The 21,059-nt window shown below is 71.9% G+C and carries 19 protein-coding genes and 1 pseudogene; 15 read left to right on the top strand and 5 right to left on the bottom strand.

What is annotated here, in order from left to right:
- Positions 1 to 30 precede the first annotated feature (30 nt).
- The 4 genes from AC07CM_RS14795 (at position 31) to AC07CM_RS14780 (ending at position 4,164) form a co-directional block, all read left to right on the top strand.
- A complete protein-coding gene (locus AC07CM_RS14795) occupies positions 31 to 861 on the top strand; it encodes an alpha/beta fold hydrolase (RefSeq protein WP_478876762.1) in 831 nt (276 codons plus the stop codon).
- A gap of 260 nt (positions 862 to 1,121) precedes the next feature.
- On the top strand, positions 1,122 to 2,072 hold the full coding sequence (locus tag AC07CM_RS14790) for a diacylglycerol/lipid kinase family protein (protein ID WP_478876761.1): 951 nt from the start codon (positions 1,122 to 1,124) through the stop codon (positions 2,070 to 2,072).
- Positions 2,073 to 2,132: 60 nt separating this feature from the next.
- On the top strand, positions 2,133 to 2,501 hold the full coding sequence (locus AC07CM_RS14785) for a nuclear transport factor 2 family protein (RefSeq protein WP_478876760.1): 369 nt from the start codon (positions 2,133 to 2,135) through the stop codon (positions 2,499 to 2,501).
- A 94-nt stretch (positions 2,502 to 2,595) separates the two neighbouring features.
- On the top strand, positions 2,596 to 4,164 hold the full coding sequence (locus tag AC07CM_RS14780; protein ID WP_478876759.1) for an MmgE/PrpD family protein: 1,569 nt from the start codon (positions 2,596 to 2,598) through the stop codon (positions 4,162 to 4,164).
- A gap of 10 nt (positions 4,165 to 4,174) precedes the next feature.
- Here the strand turns inward: AC07CM_RS14780 and AC07CM_RS14775 are convergent, their stop codons facing one another.
- Both AC07CM_RS14775 and AC07CM_RS14770 read right to left on the bottom strand, forming a co-directional pair.
- The gene (locus AC07CM_RS14775; RefSeq protein ID WP_478876758.1) at positions 4,175 to 5,416 is read right to left on the bottom strand and encodes an AAA family ATPase; all 1,242 of its coding nucleotides are present in this window, start codon (positions 5,414 to 5,416) and stop codon (positions 4,175 to 4,177) included.
- Positions 5,413 to 6,210, bottom strand: a complete 798-nt coding sequence (locus AC07CM_RS14770; RefSeq protein ID WP_478876757.1) for a GntR family transcriptional regulator — start codon at positions 6,208 to 6,210, stop codon at positions 5,413 to 5,415. Before AC07CM_RS14770 ends, AC07CM_RS14775 begins: the two co-directional genes overlap by 4 nt.
- 317 nt (positions 6,211 to 6,527) lie before the next feature.
- Between AC07CM_RS14770 and AC07CM_RS14765 the strand changes: the two genes are divergently transcribed.
- The 9 genes from AC07CM_RS14765 to AC07CM_RS14725 all read left to right on the top strand — a co-directional run bounded on the left by AC07CM_RS14765 (position 6,528) and on the right by AC07CM_RS14725 (position 16,642).
- The gene (locus AC07CM_RS14765; protein ID WP_478876756.1) at positions 6,528 to 7,808 is read left to right on the top strand and encodes an extracellular solute-binding protein; all 1,281 of its coding nucleotides are present in this window, start codon (positions 6,528 to 6,530) and stop codon (positions 7,806 to 7,808) included.
- 93 nt (positions 7,809 to 7,901) lie between these two features.
- Complete coding sequence (locus tag AC07CM_RS14760; RefSeq protein WP_478876755.1) at positions 7,902 to 8,903, top strand: carbohydrate ABC transporter permease; 1,002 nt, start codon at positions 7,902 to 7,904, stop codon at positions 8,901 to 8,903.
- Positions 8,900 to 9,730, top strand: a complete 831-nt coding sequence (locus tag AC07CM_RS14755) for a carbohydrate ABC transporter permease (RefSeq protein WP_478876754.1) — start codon at positions 8,900 to 8,902, stop codon at positions 9,728 to 9,730. Before AC07CM_RS14760 ends, AC07CM_RS14755 begins: the two co-directional genes overlap by 4 nt.
- An 8-nt stretch (positions 9,731 to 9,738) precedes the next feature.
- A complete protein-coding gene (locus AC07CM_RS14750; RefSeq protein WP_478876753.1) occupies positions 9,739 to 11,226 on the top strand; it encodes a glycoside hydrolase family 3 protein in 1,488 nt (495 codons plus the stop codon).
- 219 nt (positions 11,227 to 11,445) lie between these two features.
- Entirely contained in the window at positions 11,446 to 12,477 is a 1,032-nt protein-coding gene (locus AC07CM_RS14745; protein ID WP_478876752.1) for a phytanoyl-CoA dioxygenase family protein, read from the top strand.
- Entirely contained in the window at positions 12,474 to 13,784 is a 1,311-nt protein-coding gene (locus AC07CM_RS14740; RefSeq protein ID WP_478876751.1) for a DUF6271 family protein, read from the top strand. The genes AC07CM_RS14745 and AC07CM_RS14740 overlap by 4 nt, the downstream gene beginning before the upstream one ends.
- Complete coding sequence (locus AC07CM_RS14735) at positions 13,781 to 14,968, top strand: type III PLP-dependent enzyme (protein WP_478876750.1); 1,188 nt, start codon at positions 13,781 to 13,783, stop codon at positions 14,966 to 14,968. Before AC07CM_RS14740 ends, AC07CM_RS14735 begins: the two co-directional genes overlap by 4 nt.
- Before the next feature lies 1 nt (position 14,969).
- Positions 14,970 to 15,476, top strand: a complete 507-nt coding sequence (locus tag AC07CM_RS14730) for a GNAT family N-acetyltransferase (RefSeq protein WP_478876749.1) — start codon at positions 14,970 to 14,972, stop codon at positions 15,474 to 15,476.
- On the top strand, positions 15,476 to 16,642 hold the full coding sequence (locus tag AC07CM_RS14725; protein ID WP_478876748.1) for an MFS transporter: 1,167 nt from the start codon (positions 15,476 to 15,478) through the stop codon (positions 16,640 to 16,642). The genes AC07CM_RS14730 and AC07CM_RS14725 overlap by 1 nt, the downstream gene beginning before the upstream one ends.
- Before the next feature lie 336 nt (positions 16,643 to 16,978).
- Here the strand turns inward: AC07CM_RS14725 and AC07CM_RS14720 are convergent, their stop codons facing one another.
- Positions 16,979 to 17,266, bottom strand: coding sequence for a metal-sensitive transcriptional regulator (locus AC07CM_RS14720; protein WP_478876747.1), 288 nt, complete (start codon positions 17,264 to 17,266; stop codon positions 16,979 to 16,981).
- A gap of 386 nt (positions 17,267 to 17,652) precedes the next feature.
- On the bottom strand, positions 17,653 to 19,347 hold the full coding sequence (locus AC07CM_RS14715; RefSeq protein ID WP_478876746.1) for an aminotransferase class V-fold PLP-dependent enzyme: 1,695 nt from the start codon (positions 19,345 to 19,347) through the stop codon (positions 17,653 to 17,655).
- 270 nt (positions 19,348 to 19,617) lie between these two features.
- Here AC07CM_RS14715 and AC07CM_RS14710 point away from each other — a divergent pair, with 270 nt between their 5' ends.
- On the top strand, positions 19,618 to 20,211 hold the full coding sequence (locus AC07CM_RS14710; RefSeq protein WP_478876745.1) for a hypothetical protein: 594 nt from the start codon (positions 19,618 to 19,620) through the stop codon (positions 20,209 to 20,211).
- Positions 20,198 to 20,662, top strand: a complete 465-nt coding sequence (locus AC07CM_RS14705) for a hypothetical protein (RefSeq protein WP_478876744.1) — start codon at positions 20,198 to 20,200, stop codon at positions 20,660 to 20,662. The genes AC07CM_RS14710 and AC07CM_RS14705 overlap by 14 nt, the downstream gene beginning before the upstream one ends.
- A 30-nt stretch (positions 20,663 to 20,692) precedes the next feature.
- On the opposite strand, the pseudogene AC07CM_RS14700 reads toward AC07CM_RS14705, so the two are convergent.
- Positions 20,693 to 20,962, bottom strand: a pseudogene (locus tag AC07CM_RS14700) (hypothetical protein); the annotation flags it as partial.
- Positions 20,963 to 21,059 lie beyond the last annotated feature (97 nt).

Genomic DNA, 21,059 nt, shown 5'->3' with positions numbered 1-21,059 from the left:
GCCCCGACCACCGGAAAGGAGGCAGGACAGATGCCGTACCTCACCACCCGGGACGGCACCCGGCTGCACTACAGCGACTGGGGCGACGGACGCCCCGTCGTGCTGCTCGGCGCGGCCATGGCGGACTCGCGCATGTGGGAGTTCCAGGCGCCGTTCCTCGCCGGCAGCGGCCTGCGCTGCGTCACCTACGACCGGCGCGGCAGCGGCCGCTCGGACATCCCCTGGAACGGATACGACTATGACACCCTGGCCGGCGACCTGGCCGACCTGCTCGACCACCTCGACCTGAGGGACGCCGTGCTGGTCGGCTACGCGGTGGGCGGCGGTGAGTGCGTGCGCTACCTGTCCCGGTACGGCACCGCCCGGGTGGCGAAGCTGGCCCTGGTCGCCTCGACGACACCGTTCCTGCTGCGTGCCCCGGACAACCCCGACGGACTGGAACCCGGGCTCTTCGAGCAGGTCGAGCGGGCCATCCGCACCGACCGGGCCGCCTGGCTGAACGCCCTCACCTGGCCGTTCTTCGCAGGCCCGGACCCGGACCCGGACGACCTGCCGATCTCGGAGCAGCTCGCCGGCTGGCTGATCGGCATGTGCCTGAACACCTCGCCCAGAGCCGGGGGCGAGATCTACCGCACGCTGTTCACCACCGACCAGCGCGCGGAGACGGCCGCGGTCCGGGTGCCCACCCTGGTGGTCCACGGAACCGCCGACCTGGCGGCGCCGTACCCGCTGTGCGGCCCGCGCACCGCCCGGCTGATACCCGGCAGCAGGTTCCTCACCTACGAGGGCGCCGCCCACGGGCTCTTCGCGACCCACGCGGAGCGGCTCAACGCCGACCTGCTGGCGTTCGTGAAGGAGTGAAACCCGCCCCACCCCCGGGGACACCCGCCCCACCCCCGGGGACACCCGCCCCACCCCCGGGGACACCCGCCCCACCCCCGGGACACACGTCCGGCCCCCGTCGAGGGGGCCGGACGTTCGCGTCTGCGCCGCCCCGGCCCCGCGTCAGCGCCACGTCAGCCCGGTGACAGCACCCCCCTGCACAGTGGAGATCGCCGCGACGCCGGGGCGCACATCCAGCCCGGTCCGCCGGTGCCGTCCGACGAAGGAGTACGCCCGACATGGCAGACACCGCAGCCCCGGCGCCCAGCCGGGCACTCGTCCTTGGCAACCCCGCATCCGGCAGTCACTCGCCCGAACTGTTCGAGGAAGTACGGCAGTTGTGCGCCTCCTACCTGGAGCGCGCCGAGGTGCACCTCACCACCGGACCGGGTGACGCCACCGTCGCCGTGCGCCGGGCCCTGCAGCGGCCGGCCGGGGCCCCCGACCTGATCGTCGTCATCGGGGGCGACGGGACCGTTCGCGAGGCCGTACAGGGTCTGGTGCCCGTCACCGGGAACGCCACCCTCGCGGTGGTGCCCGGCGGCACCGGCAACTCCGGCTACAAGATGCTCTGGGGCGACCGTCCCTGGAGCGAGTCCCTGAAGGCGGTCCTGACCGACCACGGCATCGGCGGCAGCGCCCGGCTGCGCCGCCTGGACCTGGCCCGGCTCACCGAGACCCGCAACTACGTCTACCTGGGCGCCTGCTCGGGCGTGATCGCCGACGCGCTGATCACCGCCCGGGACCTGCCGCTGACCGGACGCGAGCGCTACGCCCGTGCCTTCGCCGACACGGCCGCCGGCTACGAGCCGTACCCGGGCCGGGTCACCGTGGACGGCCGGGTCGTGCACGAGGGCCCCACGGTCCTCGCCAACGTCGGCGGCGGCCGCTACCGCGGCGGCCGGTTCCTGGTGCTGCCGGACTCGCTGCTCGACGACGGACTGCTCGACGTCTGCGTCATCGGCGGCGACGTCGCCGCGGCCGACGTACCCGAACTCACCCTGACCGCCGCGCACATGGAGCACCGGGCGACCGTGTACGCGCGGGGCCGCAGGATCACCGTCGAGCGCACCGACGGCCACCGGCTGCCGCTGGAGCACGACGGCGAGTACCAGCACGGCATCGGCGCCTCGGCCACCTTCGAGGTGCTCCCGGGCGCCCTCCCGGTCTGGGCGCCGGCCAACCCCTGAGCCCGTACGAAGCCACCTGTCCGAAGAACAAGCAAGCACGTCACAGAGGAGAACGCCCGCATGAGCGACCTGACCACCACCGTCTCCCGTTACCTCGACATCTGGAACGAGGCGGACGCCGAGAAGCGCGCCGCGGCCATCGCCGAGCTGTTCACCGCCGACGCCCCGTACATCGACCCGCTCGCGGCGGTCGAGGGTCCCGAGGGCTTCGGGGCCGTGGTGGCCGGTGCCCGCGACCAGTTCAAGGGCCTCAGCTTCGAACTGCACGGCACCGTCGACGCCCACCACAACCAGGCCCGCTTCCAGTGGGGCCTGGTGACCGAGCCGGGCGCCGAGCCGATCGCCATCGGCTTCGACGTCCTGGTCACCGACAACGAGGGGAAGATCAAGGCCGTCTACGGCTTCCTGGACAAGGTCCCGGCGGCCTAGAACCGGCACCCAGCGCGGGAGCACCGGGCACCGGTGCTCCCGCCGTCGTGTTCCCACCGCTCGACGCACACACGGCAAGGAAGGTAGCCGCCTCATGACCGCTGTCCTCGGGGAGAGCGTCGCCCGGGCCCTGTGCGCCGACTGGGCCGAGCAGGCACGGACCCTGCCCCGGGCCGCCCGCGGCCGCGCGCCCGCCGACACCCCGCTGCGCGAACTCTCGCACTGGGCCGCCACCCTGCGCCCGCAGCACATCCCGTGCCGGGTGCTGAAGCTCGGCGCGAGCCAGGTGCTGTCGCAGATCGCCTCCATCCGGGCCGGTCTCCAGCACCCCCTCGGCCGCAAGCTGGTGGCCGCCTTCGGGCACCCCATGCAGCGCGACCCGCGGCAGGCCGCCGGTGTCTTCGCGGCCCTCGGCTCCTGGCTCAACCTCGACGACACGGCCTACGCCGGACACCTGTCCAACTCCACGGTCGCCGTCCCCCTCGCCTTCGCGTACGCCCGCGGGCTGGACGGGCTGTCGCTGCTCACCGCGGTGGTCGTGGCCAACGAGTGCGCGGCCCGCATCACCGCCTCCGCGACGCTCGGCCCGCTGCGCGGCCAGAGCGCCGTGCACACCCACCTGGCCGGCGCGGTCGCGGGGCGCCTGCACTGCGACCGGGCCACCGCCTCCCTCTTCGAGAACGCCTTCGGGCTGGCCTTCGCCATGCCCAACTGGCCGCTGATGCGCGCCTTCCTGGCCAGCGACGCCCGGCTGTTCAACACCTTCACCCCGGTGCGCACCGCGATGGACGCCTGCGACGCGGCGTACGCGGGGCTGCGCGGGGCGCCGGACATCATGGAGCACAGCGACGGCTTCCTGGCCCGGTTCGCCACCGTGCCGCTGCCGCAGGCGGTGGCGAAGGGACTGGGCCGCCGCTGGCACACGGACACCCTCTCCTTCAAGATGCACCCCGGAGGCCCCGGCATCGACGCGGCCGTGGACTGCGCCGCCGAGATCCACAAGGAACTCGGCGCGGTCAGGCCGCTGGACGTGGCCGAAGTGGTCGTGGAGGCCTCCCTGTACACGCTGTTCGCGGGGGAGCGGGCCGCCCAGTACGTCACCGGCCCCGGCTCCCCGCTCGGCGCGCTGGTCCTGGACGTGCCCTACCCCGTGGCCACCACGCTGCTCACCGGCGAGTTCTCGGTGGACGACTTCTCCTCGCCGCGTCTGGACGACCCGGACCGCTGGGCGCTGGCGAAGCGGATACGGCTGGAGCACGACACCGAGATGACCCGCGAACTGTTCCTGTCCGACGCGCCGTTCGGCGAGGCCGTGCGCGAGGCCGGTGATCTGGCCGTGCCCTGGCTGCGTGGTTTCGGCGGGGACGAACTCGTGGACCTGATCGGGGCGCTGCAGGCCGACGACCGGGACTTCTCCCGGTCCACCAAGGCCACCGGCGCCCGGGTCACCGTACGGCTGACGGACGGCCGTACCGTCTCTCGCACCCGGCTGATCCCGGTGGGCGCCGCCGGTCCGGAGACCCGGGCGGGCCACGCCGACCTGGTGCGGGAGAAGTTCCTGTCGGTCGGCGGCTCGCAGGCGGTGGCCGACACCGTCGACCGTCTGCATCGGATGCGGCCGCGGGCGGTGCGCCGCTGGATCGAGACGGCGTTCCTGGACTGAGCGGGTTCCGTCACACGCCGTGCGCCAGGTACAGGCGCACGGCGTCGTGCAGCCGGTAGCGGACCTCCCCGGCCGGATCCGGCCGGCCGGACCGGATCAGCTGGCGGTGCAGCAGTTCCTCCAGCAGGTCCACGGCGAGCCGCCGGGACGGCGTCACCCGGGCGAGCATCTCCTCGACACCGAAGTCTCCTGTCACATGCCGGAGTTGGTGCAGGGACGTCCGGAGCGGGGGCGGCAGGGGCCGGTAGTACGCGGCCACGCTCGCCCGCAGGGACAGATCCCCGACGGACAGCGTCTCCAGCCGGTCCCGCTCGTCGGTCAGCCGGTCCGCCAGGTCGCGCAGCGACCGGTGCGGGCGCGCCGTGAGCCACAGTCCGGCGAGGTGCAGGGCGAGCGGCAGGCGGCCGCAGCAGCGCACGATGTCCAGCGCGGCCGGACACTGCGCCCGGGCCCGTGCGGTACCCACCAGGTCCTCCAATACCCGGGTGGCCTCCCGTCGGCCGAGCGTGCCGATCCGGTGGCACACCTGCCCCGGCAGCGCGGGCAGTTCGCGGCGCGCGGCGACCAGGACGGTGCTGCGCCCGCCGTCCACGAGCAGCGGGCGGACCTGCGCCTCGGTGACCACGTTGTCGAGGACCACCAGCACCCGCCGTCTGCTCAGCGCGTCCCGCAGCCGGGCGCGCGCCTCCTCCGGGTTCTGGGCGCCGGGAGCACCGAGGGACCGCAGCACGCGGCTGACCAGCAGGTCGGCGGTGAAGGGGAGGCCGGCCGCGGGATGCAGGTCGACGAAGACCTGCCCGTCCGGGAACCGGTCGCGCACGGCGTGGGCGGTGTCGAGCACCAGCGCGGTCTTCCCGGCGCCCGGGGGTCCGACGACGACGGCGGGTCCACGCCGGCCGGGCAGGTGGGCCGTCAGCTCCGCCGCGAGCGCTTCCCGGCCGACGAGGCGGTGCCGGGGCGCCGGAGGCAGTTCGGCCGGTACGGCGCAGCCGCCCGGGGCGGGCTGTTCGCCCCGGGGCAGCCGTAACAGCCGCCGTATCTCACCGGGCGCCAGCCCGAGCGCCTCGGCGAGCAGGACGAGCGACTGCCTGCGGGGCCGGGCGGTGTGCCCGGTCTCCAGATTGCGTATGGCCCGCACGCTCAGCCCCGACCGCACCGCGAGCTCGTCCTGGGTGAGGCAGGCCGCCTCCCGTGCCCGCACCAGCGCGGTGGCGAGGCTCGGCTCGGGCCCGGCGGTGTGCGGGAAGCTCACCCGGTCTCCCGGGCGCGCCCGAGGGACGGGCCGGCCACCGGCCGGCGCAGCGCGGCGACGAACTTGTACCGGGAGCCGCGGTAGACCGATCGCACCCACTCCACCGGTGTGCCCTCGGCGTCCCGCGAGTGCCGGGACAGCAGCAGCATCGGCAGGCCCACGTCGGTGGCGAGCAGGTGGGCCTCGCGCGGGGTCGACAGCGAGGTCTCGATGGTCTCGTCCGCCTCCGCGAGATGGACGCCGTAGACCTCGGCGAGCGCCGTGTACAGCGACGGGTACGTCGCCAGCGACCGGCGCAGCCCGGGGAAGCGCCGTGCGGAGAGGTGGGTCGTCTCGATCGCCATGGGGTCGCCGCTGGCCAGCCGCAGTCGTTCGATGCGCAGGACGCGCTCGCCGACGTCGATGCCGAGCAGGCCGGAGAGCTTCGCGTCCGCCGCGACCTCGCCGATGTCCAGTACCTGCGAGGCGGGCTCCAGGCCCTGGGCGCGCATGTCCTCGGTGTGCGAGGTGAGTTGGAGGGTCCGGTAGAGCTTGGGCTGGGCGACGAAGGTGCCCTTGCCCTGGATGCGGTCGAGCCGTCCCTCCCCGACCAGCTCCTGCAGCGCCTGCCGGATGGTGGTGCGGGAGGTGCCGAACCGGACGGCGAGCAGTCGTTCCGCGGGCATGGCCGAGCCGGGCTCGAGCGCCTGCGTGATCTCCAGCACCTGCTGCTTGATCCGGTAGTACTTCGGCACGCGCGCGGCGCGGCGGGGCGCCCCCCTGGGGTGCTGGGCGCTGCTGACGTCGGTGGCCATGCCTGCCTTCCCGGCCGAGTGTGTGGGGGCTCCCGTTATAGCGACCAACTGCCCTATGGTCTAGTCCAACTGGCATCGGAGGTCTAGTCCAGTAGGCGCGCCGCCCAAAAGGGGACGGATGCGCTCCGGTGACTTTCTCGTAACGGCCGGGACCGCCTTCCGGAACCACCCTTGACACTCCAAAAGGTCTAGGCCAAGCTCCACGGTACTGGTCTACACCATTAGTGGCCAGGTCCCGAGCCCTACGTGCAACAGCGTCGTACGCAGGTCACCGCCGAGGGCGTGGGGGGATAAATGGCATCCCTGAGGAGGGTGGCGTGAAGCGCAAGCTTGCTGCCGCGATCGTGATCGCGGGCATGATGGTTTCCGTCTCGGCGTGCGGCGGCGACGACGGCAAGGACACGGGCAAGAACGCGGGACCGGACAGTTTCAAGGGCCAGACGCTGACCGTCTGGACGATGGACGGCTCGGCGCCGCCCCAGTGGTCGAAGGACGTGCAGGCCGCCTTCGAGAAGAAGACCGGCGCCAAGCTGAAGTTCGAGATCCAGAAGTGGGACGGGATCCAGCAGAAGATCACCACCGCCCTCTCCGAGTCCAACCCGCCGGACGTCATCGAGGTCGGCAACACCCAGACCCCGGCCTACGCCGCCACCGGCGGCCTCGCCGAGCTGAGCGACCTGAAGCAGCAGATCGGTTCGGACTGGACCCCGTCGGTCTCGCAGTCCTCCGTCTACGACGGCAAGCAGTACGCCGCACCCTGGTACTTCGCCAACCGCGTGGTCATCTACAACAAGAAGATCTGGGCCAAGGCCGGCATCAAGGACACCCCGAAGACCCGGGACGAGTTCTTCAAGGACCTGCAGGCCATCGGCAAGAAGACCGACGCCGAGCCACTCTACCTGCCCGGCCAGAACTGGTACTTCTTCGACGGCCTGACCATCGGCCAGGGTGCCGACCTGGTGAAGAAGGACGGGGACAAGTACGTCTCCAACCTCGGTGACCCCAAGGTCGCCGCCGCCATGGCGATCTACAAGAAGTACGCCGCCTTCTCCAAGGCCCCCAAGGACAAGGACGAGGCCACCCCGCAGCAGGCCCAGGTCTTCGCCAAGGGCAAGACCGGCGCCTTCATCGGCATGGGCTGGGAGGCCGGCACGGCGATCCAGGCGAACAAGGCCATCGAGAAGGACCTCGGCTACTTCACCGTCCCGGGTGTGACGGCCGACAAGCCCGAGGGCGTCTTCCTCGGCGGCTCCAACCTCGCGGTCGCCCAGGGCAGCAAGAAGCAGGCGCTCGCCAAGGAGTTCCTGAAGATCGCCCTCTCCGACCAGTACGAGGGCGAGCTGGCCAAGCTCAACGGCGTCATCCCGAACAAGCAGTCCCTGGAGACCAACCTCAAGGGCAACGCCGTCGCCGAGGCCGCCGCTCCCGGTGCCGCGGTCGGTGGCACCACCCCGCTGATCCCCGAGTGGGCCGCGGTGGAGAACACTCCGAACCCGATCAAGTCCTACATGACCGCGGTGCTGAACGGTAAGTCCCCGGCGGACGCCGCCAAGCAGGTCGAGGGCGAGATCAACAAGCGCCTGGCCCAGCAGAACTGATGACCCGCGCCGGGGGGCGTCGGCGGACGCCCCCCGGTTCAGTCGTTCGTACGGCCGGTTCGGCCGGTACCGCCACGGAAGAGATGGCAACTCATGTCAGTGCAGACCGAAGGCACGGACACGGCCGGGGAGCCCGCTGTCCGCAAGGCCCGGACACCGGGGCCGCCGAGGGACGACGACCGCGGCTCGGGGTCCCCGTCCGGACGCCGCGGTGCCGCCGCCCCCTATCTGCTCCTGCTGCCCGCGCTGCTGGCCACACTGATCCTGCTCGGCTGGCCCCTGGTGAAGAACGGCATGCTGTCGTTCCAGAACCTCAACCCCCGGCAGCTCATCCAGCACCTCACCGAGTGGAACGGCGTCGACAACTACAAAGAGGTCCTTACGGGCGCGGACTTCTGGCACGTCGTCGAGCGGTCGGTGATCTTCACCGCGGCCAACGTCGTCCTGATCATGCTGGCCGGCACCCTGGTCGGGCTGCTGCTCGCCCGCCTCGGCAGGAAGATGCGGCTGGTGCTCCTGCTGGGCCTCGTCCTGGCCTGGGCCATGCCCGTCATCGCGGCCACCACCGTCTATCAGTGGCTGTTCGCCCAGCGCTTCGGCGTGGTCAACTGGGTCCTGGACAAGCTCGGCTGGCACTCCATGGCCGACTACAACTGGTTCGGCTCCCAGTTCTCCACCTTCTCCGTGATCACGCTGCTGATCGTGTGGCAGTCGATCCCGTTCGTGGCGATCAACCTCTACGCCGCCACCACCACGATACCCAGGGAGCTGTACGAGGCCGCGTCCCTGGACGGCGCCGGCGCCTGGAAGAGCTTCACCTCGGTGACCTTCCCGTTCCTTCGGCCCTTCCTGTACGCCACCACGTTCCTCGAGGTCATCTGGGTCTTCAAGGCGTTCCCGCAGATCTTCGCGATCAACGAGGGCGGTCCCGACCACCTCACCGAGACCCTGCCGATCTACGCCTTCGTCGAGGGCGTCGGCAACCAGCACTTCGGCGTCGGCGCGGCGATCTCCTTCCTGACCATCGCGGTGCTGCTCGTCATCACCTCGTACTACCTGCGCATGGTGCTCAAGCAAGAGGAGGACGAGCTGTGAAGCGCTCCGTCATCGGCCGACTCTGGCCCAACGCGACCGCCCTCATCCTCTTCGTCGGCTTCGCGTTCCCCGTCTACTGGATGTTCGCCACGGCCTTCAAGCCGACCGGCGACATCATCTCCGAGAACCCGGTGTGGCTCCCGACGAACGTCACCTTCGGCCACTTCGCCAAGGCCGTGGACGCCGACCACTTCTGGACCCTGGTCGCCAACTCCGTGACCGTCACGGTCAGCGCGGTGCTGATGTCGCTCGTCATCGCCCTGTTCGCCGCCTTCGCGCTCGCCCGGATGCGGTTCAAGGGCCGGCGGGGCTTCATCGTGACCTTCATGCTGGCGCAGATGGCGCCCTGGGAGGTCATGGTCATCGCCATCTACATGCTGGTGCGCGACAACGACATGCTCGACAGCCTGGTCCCGCTCACCGTCTTCTACGCGATCATGGTGCTGCCCCTGACCATCCTGACGCTGCGCGGCTATGTGGCCGCGGTGCCGAAGGAGCTGGAGGAGTCCGCGATGGTCGACGGCTGCACCCGGACCCAGGCCTTCGTCAAGGTGATCTTCCCGCTTCTCGCACCCGGTCTGATGGCCACCTCGCTGTTCGGCTTCATCACCGCCTGGAACGAGTTCCCGCTGGTCCTGATCCTCAACAAGGACATCGAGAAGCAGACCCTGCCGCTGTGGCTGTCCCAGTTCCAGACCGCCTTCGGCGACGACTGGGGCGCCACGATGGCCGCCTCGTCCCTGTTCGCGCTGCCCATCCTGATCCTCTTCATCTTCCTGCAACGCAAGGCTGTCAGCGGTCTGACCGACGGCGCCGTGAAGGGATGACCCCGCCGATGACCACACTCGCCACCGGCACAGACACCCTCACCCGGGACGCCCTCGCCGTGCTGCAGCCGGGGTTCGCCGGCACCACCGCGCCCGACTGGGTGCGCCGCCGCCTGGGCGAGGGACTCGCCTCCGTCGCCCTGTTCGGCCGCAACGTCGTCTCCGAGGAGCAGGTCACCGCCCTCACCGCCCAACTGCGCGCCGAACGGGACGACCTGCTGGTCGCCATCGACGAGGAGAGCGGCGACGTCACCCGCCTCGACGTGCGTACCGGCTCCTCCTTCCCCGGCAACCACGCCCTCGGCGCCGTCGACGACCCCGGTCTCACCCGGGGCGTCGCCCGCGAGCTGGGTCGCCGCCTCGCCGCCTGCGGTGTGAACTTCGACTGGGCGCCGTCCGCCGACGTCAACGCCAACCCCGACAACCCGGTCATCGGGGTCCGTTCCTTCGGCGCCGACACCGGCCTGGTCGCCCGGCACACCGCCGCCTGGGTCGAGGGGCTGCAGTCCACCGGCGTCGCCGCGTGCACCAAGCACTTCCCCGGACACGGCGACACCAACGTCGACTCCCACCACGCCGTCCCGCGCATCGACGTGGACGCGGACACCCTGTACGAGCGCGAGCTGCCCCCCTTCCGCGCGGCCATCGCGGCCGGCACCCGGGCCGTCATGAGCGCGCACATCCTGGTCCCCGCCCTCGACCCGGACCGACCCGGCACCCTCTCCCGCCGGGTCCTCACCGACCTGCTGCGCGGTGAACTCGGCTACCGGGGCCTGATCGTCACGGACGGCATGGAGATGCGCGCCATCTCCGGGACGTACGGCCTGGAGCACGGCGTGGTCCTCGCGATAGCGGCGGGCGCGGACGCGATCTGCGTCGGCGGCGGTCTGAGCGACGAGGCCACCGTGCTCAAGCTGCGGGACGCGCTCGTCGCCGCCGTACGCTCCGGCGAGCTGCCCGAGGAGCGCCTCGCCGACGCGGCCGCCCGGGTGCGGGAGCTGGCGCGCTGGACCGCCGGGACCAGGAAGGAGGCCGAAACCGTCGTACCCGAACCGGAGATCGGCCTCGTAGCGGCCCGCCGCGCCCTGACGGTGACCCGGGCCGGCGCCGCCGCGCCGGTCACCGGGCCGGTGTACGTGGCCCGGTTCAACCCGGCCCCGAACATCGCCGTCGGCGACGAGACCCCCTGGGGCGTGGCCGCCGAGCTGGGGCGGCTGCTGCCGGGCAGCACGGCCGGGACCTTCACCGGGCCCGACGCGGGCCGGCAGGCCCTCGCGGCGGCGAGCGGCCACCGGGTCGTCGCCGTGGTCCGCGACGAGCACCGGCACGTCTGGATGGGCTCCGCGCTGGACGCGCTGCTCGCCGTACGCCCGGACACCGTGGTGGTCGAGATGGGCGTACCGCAGGCCCCGCCGCGCGGCGCCCTGCACATCGCCACCCACGGCGCCGCCCGCGTCTGCGGTGCGGCGGCGGCGGAGGCCGTCGTCGCGGGCTGAACCGCACGGCCCCCTTCCACGGCCGGTACCGAGCGCCTCATCGAGGCCCGGTGCCGGCCGTTGCCGTTGCCGCTGTTGCTGGTGTCCGTCAACAGGCGGCAGTTCGGCGGCAGTTGGGCGGCACTTTGACGGGGGTACCGGCCGGTAATCGTTGACACCCTCAATTGGTCTAGTCCAGCTTGAGAGGGCGCTTCTGTTCGATCACCACGGAGTGACGGCATGCACCAGCCCTCCCCTTACCTCCACCGAGCGGCCTCCGGCCGCCCCTACTTCAGTGCGGACGGCGAGACCTACCTCGCCCCGACACCGCTGCGCGACCTCGAGAAGTCCCGGCCCCTGCGGGTGCTGTCCGAGGAGGACTTCGCCTTCTGGCAGACGTACGGCTACGTCGTCGTCCCGGAGGTCATCACCCCCGGCGAGGCCAAGGGCCTGCTCGAATTCGCCTGGGACTTCCAGGGACTCGACCCCGACCGCCCGGAAACCTGGTACACGGAGCCCGAGTTCCGCTCCGAACTCGACCAGCACCTGTTCATCTACGGCTTCGTGGAGGCGTACCACCACCAGCTCGTCTGGGACAGCCGCCAGACACAGCGGGTGTACGACGCCTTCGCGGACGTGTGGGACTGCGCGGAACTGTGGGTCACCCTGGACCGGCTGAACCTCAACCCGCCCAATGTCCGCACCCGTTCCCGGTCCCTGATCGAACCCACCGACGAGGGCTTCGACATCGAGCTGCACTGGGACGTCGACACCACCCTCGCCGTGCTGCCGCAGCGGGTCCAGGGCATCATCGCCCTCACCGACACCCGGCCCGAACTCGGCGGATTCCAGTGCGCCCCGGAGCTGTTCCGCCGGATGGAGGAGTGGCGCGTCGCCCAGCCGGCCGGCCGCGACCCGATACGGCCCGCGATCGACCGCGCCGAGTTCCCCGTGGTCCGGCCCGACCTCCAGGCCGGCGACCTGCTGATCTTCAACGGGCTGCTGGCGCACGGCGTCGCACCGAACCTCTCTGACAACGCTGTCCGGGCCGTGCAGTATTTGTCGATGATGCCCGCCCTGGAGGGGCACACCGAGCTGCGGACCTCGCGGGTCGACTCCTGGCGCACGCGCGCCACCCCCGACTGGAACGCCACCCTGCTCGGCGACGCACGCCGGCCGGAGGCCCTGCGGTACGGCCCCGCCGAACTGACCGGCCTGGGCCGGAAGCTGCTGGGCCTGGACTCCTGGGCCGCCGCGGAAGGGGCACAGTGAACCGGATCTGCCTGTGCCTGCCCACGAACCGGGCCTGCTCCGCCACCATCACCGCGATCCACCGGGAAGCGGCCTACGCGGCACGGCACTTCGGCGCCGACGTGCGGCTGCTGATCCTCGACTCCTCGGACGACCGCACACGGGCCGAGCACACGAGGGTGATCGGCCGGCTTCCCCCGACGGCCCAGGTGACCGTGCACCACCTCGGCGAGGACCCCCAGCGCGACTTCCTGCGCCGCGTGATCCGGCGGGCCGGCCTGCCCGGCCCGGAGCGGATGCTGGGCCTGCTGCTCCCGTCCGGGGTCTCCTACGGCTCCTGCACCGACCGCGCCTTCCTGCTGGCCACGGCGCTCGGCTGCCACTCCGTGCACCGCAGGGACTCCGACAGCGCCTACCAGCTCCTGCACGGGGAACCGGTCTTCCCCGTCCACCAGGAGTTGCCGTGGCTGGGCAGGCCCGCCGCCGAGGCGTCGGCCACGGTCCGCACGGACCTCGAACCGGCCCACTCGGACCGCCCGGTGTCGCTGGCCGGTGCCTCGTTCATCGGCGAACTCTCCGTCGACATCGCCGAGATACGGCGCCTGGACGAGGCCGTCTACCACGACGTGGTGGGCCTGTGGGCGCCCGCCGACGCGACACCGGAGCAGCGGCGCGCACTGGTCGAGGCGTCCTTCACCGGAGCCGGCACGGCCCCCTTCACCGCCGACCGGTCCACGCTGAGTCTGGTGGACCCGATGCGGGTCGACATGTGCAACATCGCCTTCCACCACGACGTGTACGAACGCGTCCCGCTGCCCCCGGCCACCGACACCATCGGCAGCGACTACTTCCTCATCCACCTCGTCCACGACGCCGGGCTCCCGGGCATCCTGCACAACCGGCACATCGAGAACTTCCACACCCCGGAACGCCGCACCGACACGGGCTTCCCGGCCTACCAGATCCGCTTCGTGAAGTTCCTGTTCTCGATGCTCTACTTCCACCACGTCTACGACCGGATGGCCGCCGAGGGCGCCCGGCTCCTGGACGACCGGCAGCACGTACGGGCCGGCAGGATCGTGGAGTTCCTGCGCGAGAGCACCGCCCTGGACCGCACCGAGAACGAGTGGCGCCTGGACCGCGTCGACACCGCCTACCGCAAACTGGGCGGCCGCTACGCGGAGTTCGCCGAGCGGCTCACCGCGCGCCGGGCGCGGCTGCTGGACGAGGCCCGCCGGGACATCGAGGACTTCGCCCTGCTGACCGAGGCCTGGCCCGCGCTGGTCGACGCGGCCCGGCACACCGCGCCCGGGCACGAGGGCCGGTGACCGTGGAGATCAGCCCGCGGCTGGCCGCCGCCCTGACCGCCGCCCCGGCGGACCGCATCGTCTACGACCTCGACGGCATCGGCGCCCAGTACGACCGCCTGGTCGCCGAGTTGCCCGGTGTCCGGGTCCGCTTCGCCCTGAAGGCCTGCCCCGTGGACGAGGTGCTCGGCCGCCTCGCGGACCGCGGCGCCGGCTTCGACGCGGCGAGCCCCACCGAGATCGCCCAGGCCCTGCGCACCGGTGTGCCCGCGGACCGGATCCACTACGGCAACACCGTCAAGTCCGACGCGGACATCGCCGAGGCCCACCGGCTCGGCGTCCGCACCTTCGCCACCGACAGCGTGCAGGACGTTGCGGCCATCGCCGAACGCGCGCCCGGCGCCCGGGTGTTCTGCCGCCTCGCCACCAGCGGGGAGGGGGCCCTGTGGGGCCTGAACCGCAAGTTCGGCTGCTCGGCCGAGGACGCCGTCCACGTCCTGACCACGGCCGCCGCGTCCGGACTCGTCCCGGCGGGTCTGTCCGTGCACGTCGGCTCCCAGCAGATGACCGGCGAGGCCTGGCAGCAGGCCCTCGACTCCCTCGCCGAGGTGCTCGGCACGCTGACCGGGCTGGGGATCGTACCGGACCACGTCAACCTCGGCGGCGGTCTGCCCGCGCTCGGCTGCCTCGACCGGCACGGCAACCCCCTGGACCCGCCCCTGGACAAGATCTTCACCGTGATCCGGGAGGGCATGGAACGCCTGAGCGGCCTCACCGCGGCTCCGCTCGCGTTCGTCGTGGAACCCGGCCGCCACCTGGTCGCCGACCACGGCGCCGTCCGCGCCCATGTGTACCGGCTCACCGAGCGGGCGCAGCCGGACGGGACATCCACCCGCTGGCTGTACCTCAGCGTGGGCAGGTTCAACGGCCTCTACGAGACGGACCAGTTGAGCTACCGGCTGGTCTTCCCCACCCACGCGGGCGGGGAGGACGTCTCCGCCGTCGTCGCGGGCCCGACCTGCGACAGCGACGACGCCTTCGGCGGCGGCCGGTACCCGGTGCGCGTCCCCGGCGCCGTCGCCTCGGGCGACCCGGTCTGGATCCTGTCCGCCGGCGCCTACGCCACCAGCTACACGACACAGGGCTTCAACGGCATCCGCCCACTGCCGTGCGTGTGCGCACGCGGACCGGAAGGACAACGCTGACATGACAGACCTCATACGGGGCATCACCGAGGCCGACTGGCCCGAGGTCGCGGCCCTGGAGGCCGGGGCGTACGCGGACACCTCGCTGACGGAGGGCGAGGCCGCGCTGCGGTCCCGGGCCGCGGCGGGCACCTGCTTCGTCCTGGACCTCGGCGGCCGGATCGCGGGCTACGTCCTCGCCCTGCCGTACCCGATGTACCGCTACCCGGACCTGTCCCGCCCGGAGCGGGCGGTCCGCCGCTCGGCCAACCTCCACCTGCACGACCTGGTCGTCAGCGCACCGCTGCGGCGCAGGGGACTGGGCAGCGGGCTGGTGCGCCATCTGACGGGCGCGGCCGGCGCACGCGGCTTCCGGACGATCTCGCTGATCGCCGTCGCCGGCAAGGAGCCCTTCTGGCGAACCCACGGCTACCGGGCCCACCGCGAGGTCCGGCTGCCCGCCGGATACGGCCGCGACGCGGTGTACATGTCGGCCCCCGTGGCCGCCGCGCACCGGGAGGCGAGCTGATGACCACGACACCGGACCCCGCGGATTTCCGCCGCGCCAAATGGGCGATCGCGGCGCTGTTCTGCTTCCTCGGCTTCCAGTACGCCACCTGGGCCGCCCGGCTGCCCGCGCTGAAAGCCAGGCTGGACCTGGGCACCGGCGAACTGGGACTGCTGCTGATGGCCTGCGGCGCGGGCGCGGCGGCCTCCTTCCCGCTCGTCGCCCATCTGATGCGCAGGCTCGGCTCCCGGCGTCTGTCCCTCGCCTCCGCGCTGTGCCTCACGGCGCTGCTCGCGGCCCTCTCCGTGGTGCCCGACTACCCGCTCGCCCTGCTGGTCATCTGCGCTGACGGGGTCGCCGTCGGCTGCCTGAACGTCGCCATGAACGCCCAGGGCGCCGCCCTGGAGACGGCGTACGGCCGCACCGCCATGTCCCAACTGCACGCGACGTTCAGCGCCGGCCTGCTCGGCGCCGCACTCCTGGCATCCGGCATCACCACCGTCACCTCGTCCGTCCCGGCCCACTTCGCGGTGGCCGCGGCCCTGTCGCTGCTCCTGCTCGCCTACGCCCGCCCCGGCCTCCTCGCGCACACCGAACACGGCGCGGCGAAGAAGCGGGCCCGGCTGACACGTCCGTCCGGGAAGACCCTGCTGATGGGCTGCGCCATGGCGTTCGGCACCATCACCGAGGGCGCCATGAACGACTGGTCCACGCTCTACATGAAGGACGTCGTCAAGGCCTCCTCGACGGTGGCGCCGATGGGCATCGCGGTCGTCTCGGTCATGATGCTGCTGGCCCGGGCGCGCGCGGACCGCTGGCGCAGCCGCTGGGGCGACGGACGCGTCGTGCGCACCGGCAGTGCCGTGGCCGGCCTCGGCCTGGCCCTCGCCCTGCCGGCCGGCGGAGTGGTCCCCACCCTGCTCGGGTTCGCCTGCGTCGGGCTGGGAGCGGCCGCCGTGACGCCGTGCGTGTACGTGGCCGCCGCCGAACGCGGCCCGGACGCGCTGTCCCTGGTCGCCGCGATGGGTACGACGGGACTGCTGGCCGGCCCCGCCGTGATCGGGTTCGTCGCCGGCGTCGGCGGCCTGACCCTGGGCATGGCCACGGTCGCGGCCTCGGCACTGATCGTCACCCTGGCCGCCACCCGTATCCCGTGGCGCAACCGGGTCCCGGCCCCGGCCGGCTGAGCCGGACCGGCCCTGGGGTCCTTCTTCCGGGTCGGGCCGGCTCGGAGCGACGGCGACTTCTGCGCGGCCCCGGCAAGATCCGAAAGAGAGGCCCTGGACGGAGTGCCGGAACCGGTTCCGGTACTCCGTGGATGTCGTGCCGAGCCTGATCCGGCCGAGTCGCCGAAGCCGGGCGGATTCGCCGTACTCGGCGCGTGGGACGGCAGACGCCGGCCGCGACGGTGTCCGGGAGCGCGCTTCGGCGCGTCTTCTCCCTCGTGCTCCTGGCCGTGGCCGTGTTGATGATCGACGCGGTGCTGTGACGGGGGCGACGCCCGCCGGCCCGCGCCTGCCCCCTCACGCCAGGGACAGGAAGAGCCGCTCCAGCCGGGCCCGCATCTGCTCGGGATCCTCGCCGTTCCTGCGGCCGGACTCCATGTCGGTGATGCACTGCTGCAGACCCGTCGCGATGATCGCGAAACCGGCGCGGTCGAGCGCCCGTGACGCGGCTGCGAGCTGCGTGACCACGTCCTCGCAGTCGCGGCCCTCCTCGATCATCCGGATCACGCCGGAAATCTGGCCCTGCGCGCGGCGCAGACGGTTCAGGACGGACTTCAGCTCCGCACCCGCGAGTTCCATTTCCACAATCGCTCCTCGACGCATACCCCTAGGGGTACTGTACGTCCCGGTTCGGGACGGCGTCGACCACGAAGGATCACCCTGTCATGAACGCCCCCCTTGCCCCCGTCACCCTCCGCACCGACCGGGTCGGCAACCGGCTGCACGAGCCGACCGTCGTCGACATGCGCACCTGGGGCGTCCCCGCCGCCACCTGGCCGGAGGCACCGGCGCCCGGGCCGGCGCCGGCGCATGGAGCGGCATGGCGGCCGTGCTCGGCAGGCTGCCGTGCAACCGTCCCCGCGCGGCCGATCTGGTCTCCGCCCTGGCGGCGCTGCGCGGTCGGCCTGAGCCACGCCCCGCGAAGCACTCCGCGCGCACCCCCGCGGGACAATAGCCGCAGGGGTATGTGTTCAGCCGGCCGCCAGGCGGGTCCCTCCCAGGCAGACGGGCGGCAGCGGGAACCAGCGCATGCGCTCGAAGTCGGCGGGCAGCCCGGTGGGGCCCTCGTCCAGCCGGCCGGGGCGGGAGCCGAGCAGCTCGCGAGCGCGCCCGAGCTGATCGGCCAGCGCCTCCTCGCCCAGCCGGCGCCGAGGGGAGGGCGGTGCCGTGATCCGTCCGTCCGCGGTGAACCGCACATCGGTCAGCCGCAGCAGATGGTCCTCGCCACCGGAATGGTGCTGCCACTGGCCCGTGCTCGGGTCGAAGCGGTAGTCGGGCAGCAGTCGGTGGCCGTGCGTGGCGATCAGGTCGACGGCGTCCACGAGGTAGTCACGGACGGTGTCGCTGATGAAGTAGTTGAAGTTGAGGCGGATCCAGCCGAGTTTGATGCCGTCGCAGCCGCGCGCGACCTCGTCGAGCAGGGCGTGCGACGTGGCGGCGTCGATGGCCAGCAGGCGGTGGCCGTACGGCCCCGCGCAGGAGCAGCCGCCGCGGGCCTGGATGCCGAACAGGTCGTTGAGCAGGGCGACGACGTAGTTGTGGTGCAGATGGGCGCCGTCGCCGTGGCGGATGCGGAAGGAGACGATGGACAGCCGCCGGGCATGCCGGTTGCCGAGGATCTCCAGTCGGGGGTTGGCGTCCCAGCGTGCCAGCGCATGACGCCAGTGGCGTTCCTCGGCGGCCTGGATGGTGTCGGTGCCGACCGCCTGCTTGAGGGCGAGGACCAGCCCGGCCCGTACGGATTCCACGATCGCCGGGGTGCCGCCCTCCTCGCGGGCCACGGGGTCGTCGAGGTAGCGATGGCCGAGGGGGTCGACGAAGGTGACCGTGCCGCCGCCGGGCGCGGTGGGGACGGGGTTGCGGACCAGGTCCCGGCGCACGACGAGGACACCCGGCGTCTGCGGGCCGCCGACGAACTTGTGCGGGGACAGGAAGACCGCGTCCTTCCGGTCACCCGCGCCCGGCGCGCTCGCCGCGACCCGGATCGGAACGTAGGGAGCGGCGGCCGCGAAGTCCCAGAACGACAGGGCACCGTGCGCGTGCAGCAGACGGGCGACGCGGTCGGTGTCGGTCAGGATGCCGGTGACGTTGGAGGCGGCCGAGAAGCTGCCGATGCGCAGCGGACGGCCCGCGTACCGGCGCAGACCCGCCTCCAGCGCGCCGAGATCGATGTGGCCGTCGGGATCCTCGTCGATCACCACGACGTCGGCGACGGACTCGCGCCAGGGCAGTTCGTTGGAGTGGTGCTCGTAGGGTCCCACGAACACCACGGGCCGCTCGGCCGGGGGCGGCGGGTCGGGGCGGCGCAGCTCCAGGATGCCGACCAGCTTGTTGACGGCGGCGGTGGCTCCCGAGCCACAGAAGATCACGAGGTCGTCCTCGGTGCCGCCGACCGCGTCCCGCACGATCCGGCGGGCGTCCTCGCGCAGCCGGGTGGTCTGCAGTCCGGTACGGGAACTCTCGGTGTGCGTGTTGCCGTAGACGGGCAGCACCCGCTCACGGAGGAAGTCCTCGACGAAGTCGAGCGAGCGGCCGGAGGCGGTGTAGTCGGCGTAGACGATCCGCTTCGGACCGTACGGGCCGTCCAGCACCTCGTCGTCACCGATGAGCCCACGCCGTATGCGTTCCAGCAACGGCGGCACGGCGGGTAACGGCGAGGCGCTCACGACTCCGACCCGAGGGGACAGGAGGGCGTTTGGAGGTGCACTGCGGTGCCGGTCATGGCCGGGCCTTTCACATCGGTGCCACTCACTGCCGACGTCCAGGTCGACCGCGAACGGCGCGGCGGATCGAGAGGTCGACGGCCACCGCCAAGCGCCTGAAGCCCTCGCGCGAGCCGCCGCGACACATACCCTACCGGGTATTTTTCCAGCGGCGGGGCACGCCGGCGCATCGCCGCATGGAATGACCGAGAGTCGACGCACGGCACGTCCGAGATGGACAACGAGCCGTCGATCAACGTGAATACATCACCGCCTGACCCTGAAAGGAACTGCCCGGTGCCCGATGCCACATCCCCCTGGGAACCGGACCCCGTGCTGAGGGAGCTCCTGTTCACGGACTTCGAGGGCCTGCCGGCCGAACCGGACGACGTCATCGCCGATGCCCTCGACGGCGGCTACGCGGAACGAACCCAGGGCCTCGTGACCCTCCTGCGCGACGAGAACGCCGATCCGGCCGCGCGCTTCCTGGCCTGCTGCGCCCTCGCCTCCTGGGCGGATCCGATCGGCTACGCGACGGTGGCCGAGGCGGCCGCCGCGCCCGACGATCTGGCGTGGCGGGGGCAGACGTACGACCGCTTCAACAGGCAGGACGACACGTTCGAAACGCAGCGGCTTTCCGGAGGAATTGACGACTTCGGTGAGGTTGCCTTCGCGGCCGGGTTGCTCGGCTCCCTTGCCGCCGCACCGAGCGCTGCGTCGCGACTGGCAGGACGACAGCATCGAGTTCGGCCAGGTCGCCGTGGAGTTCGCCCCCGACAGCACTTCGGAGACCGGGCTCGGCGGGAGCTACGACGTGCCGTCGTTTGAGCTCGCCGCCCGATTCGACCTGCGCCAACTGCCCGGCACTGTGGACCTCGTGGGCCTGGACGGCCGGCGCGCCTCCGCAGTCTTCCGCGTGGACAAGCCCTGGCGAGGCCACCTGCTCTTCCTGCGCCGCGATCTCGTCGAGGGCTTCGCCGCTGATCGCCGGATCATGCAGGTGGCCTGGGGCGAGCGCGAGGTAGCCATCGACTGGCACTCTGTTCCTTCCTGGGTACGCGCGGTGCAGCGCAGCCACGCGAACGTGTGGCGTCGCATCCGGCTGCTCGGGGCGGATCAGAACAGCGTCGAGAACCAACGGGCCGTACGCTGCCAGAGCGCCTGGCTGGGCGGCGACCTCCGGCAGAAGCAGACCGATGCCTGCCCGGCGGGCTCGTCGTCGGACAAGCCCGCGACCGACTGCTTTCCCGCGTACTCATTCCATGCGCTCTTGCTCTGACCGCTGATAGATGGGGTCTCATCCGGATTTTCAGTCGATGTCCGGATCGGCCTCGTCGAGGAGACGGGCCGCGAGGTCGTCGGCCCACTCCACGGCCCAGGTGCGGAGTGCGGTGATGGTGGCGTCATCGAGTCCATAGGCGGCGAAGGCGTCGTCGTCGGTCCACTCGGCGCCCGTGAGGTTTGATTGCAGATCCTCTCGCTCGAAGCGACCGCGGGCGTGGCGGCGGCCGAATTCCTCGAGCTCGGCATTGGTCCAGCGGCGGGAGGCTGCGAACACGTCGATCAGGTCGCGAGGCGCCGTTATCTAGGGCCACCGAACCTTTCCTCCGCTGTGACCAGTGTGTCTGTGTCGTGGACCTTGTCTGAGTCGGGGCGCGGAGTCAGCTTCATGTGGC

Source organism: Streptomyces sp. NPDC044061, from assembly GCF_056434305.1.
This window is presented reverse-complemented; position numbering and strand designations above follow the sequence as displayed.